This window comes from Onishia niordana (assembly GCF_004798965.1).
Lineage (GTDB): Bacteria > Pseudomonadota > Gammaproteobacteria > Pseudomonadales > Halomonadaceae > Onishia > Onishia niordana.
The window spans coordinates 1-254 of sequence record NZ_SDSD01000127.1; the positions used below are offsets into that span (position 1 = coordinate 1).

The 254-nt window shown below is 35.0% G+C and carries 1 protein-coding gene; it reads left to right on the forward strand.

What is annotated here, in order from left to right; all coding sequences use genetic code 11:
* Positions 1-254 (forward strand): hypothetical protein (locus tag ETC27_RS17385; RefSeq protein ID WP_205742795.1); only part of this gene is annotated, 254 nt, incomplete at both ends.

Consider the following 254-nt stretch of genomic DNA (forward strand, 5'->3'; position numbering starts at 1 on the left):
CCATTAATGCATGGAATGGTTTGAAGTCTAGCGTTGTCAATATTGCAAATGGAATTAAAAATGGAGCGTTAACAGCGTGGAATGGGCTAAAAGATGGTGTTAAAAACATTATCGATTCTGTAATTAATATATTTGATCAATTGAAACATATAGATTTGTTAGCTGCAGGTCGAGCTGTCATTGATGGATTTATTAACGGTTTGACTAGTGCATGGGAAAAAGGGAAAGAATTTATTAGTGGAATTGGGGATTGG